The sequence below is a fragment of the Rhizobium sp. 18055 genome (assembly GCF_902706285.1).
Taxonomy (GTDB): domain Bacteria; phylum Pseudomonadota; class Alphaproteobacteria; order Rhizobiales; family Rhizobiaceae; genus Rhizobium.
Genome location: NZ_CACSKD010000091.1, coordinates 1 through 645, shown reverse-complemented (window position 1 = coordinate 645; position 645 = coordinate 1). Strand labels below are relative to the sequence as shown.

Below are 645 nucleotides of genomic sequence, written 5' to 3'. Positions count from 1 at the left end.
ATCGAGGTCTACATCCACCGCCTGCGCAAGAAGATCGAGCGCGGCCCGATCCGCATCGCCACCGTGCGCGGCCTGGGGTATTGCCTGGAGAAGGTGGCGGCGCAGGGCGCGTGATGCACGGAGGGCGGCCGTGAAGATCTTCCAGCGCGAGCAGCGCTCGCTCTTCGGGGAAATCCTCGACTGGATGCTCACGCCGCTGCTGCTGCTGTGGCCCGTGAGCCTGGCGCTCACCTGGCTGGTCGCCCAGGGGCTGGCCAACAAGCCGTTCGACCGGGCGCTGGAGTACAACGCCCACGCGCTGGCGCAGCTGGTGACCGTGCAGGACGGCCGGGCACAGTTCAACCTGCCCCAGCCCGCGGGCGAGATCCTGCGCGCGGACGAGTCCGACATCGTCTACTACCAGGTGCTCGGGCCCCAGGGCGAGTACCTGTCGGGCGAGCGCGATCTGCCGCGGCCGCAGTCGCCGGAAGACGATCGGCCGCTGTCGGGGCTGGTGCGCCTGCGCGACGCCGAACTGCGGGGGATCGAGATCCGCGTGGCGGCGATCTGGGTGCGGCTGCCGATGCCGGGGGCGCCCGCGGCGCTGGTGCAGGTGGCCGAGACGCGCGAGAAGCGCAGCGTGCTGGCCACCGAAATCATCAAGGG

Annotated in this window: 2 protein-coding genes; both read left to right on the top strand. The window is 71.0% G+C overall.

Annotation, left to right across the window (positions count from 1 at the left end; translation table 11 throughout):
• Window positions 1-114 (top strand): helix-turn-helix domain-containing protein, encoded by a 114-nt coding sequence (locus tag GVL52_RS31580; protein ID WP_368735333.1) that lies wholly within the window; start codon window positions 1-3, stop codon window positions 112-114.
• A 16-nt stretch (window positions 115-130) separates the two neighbouring features.
• Window positions 131-645 (top strand): sensor histidine kinase N-terminal domain-containing protein (locus tag GVL52_RS31575; RefSeq protein ID WP_200847937.1); only part of this gene is annotated, 515 nt, incomplete at its 3' end.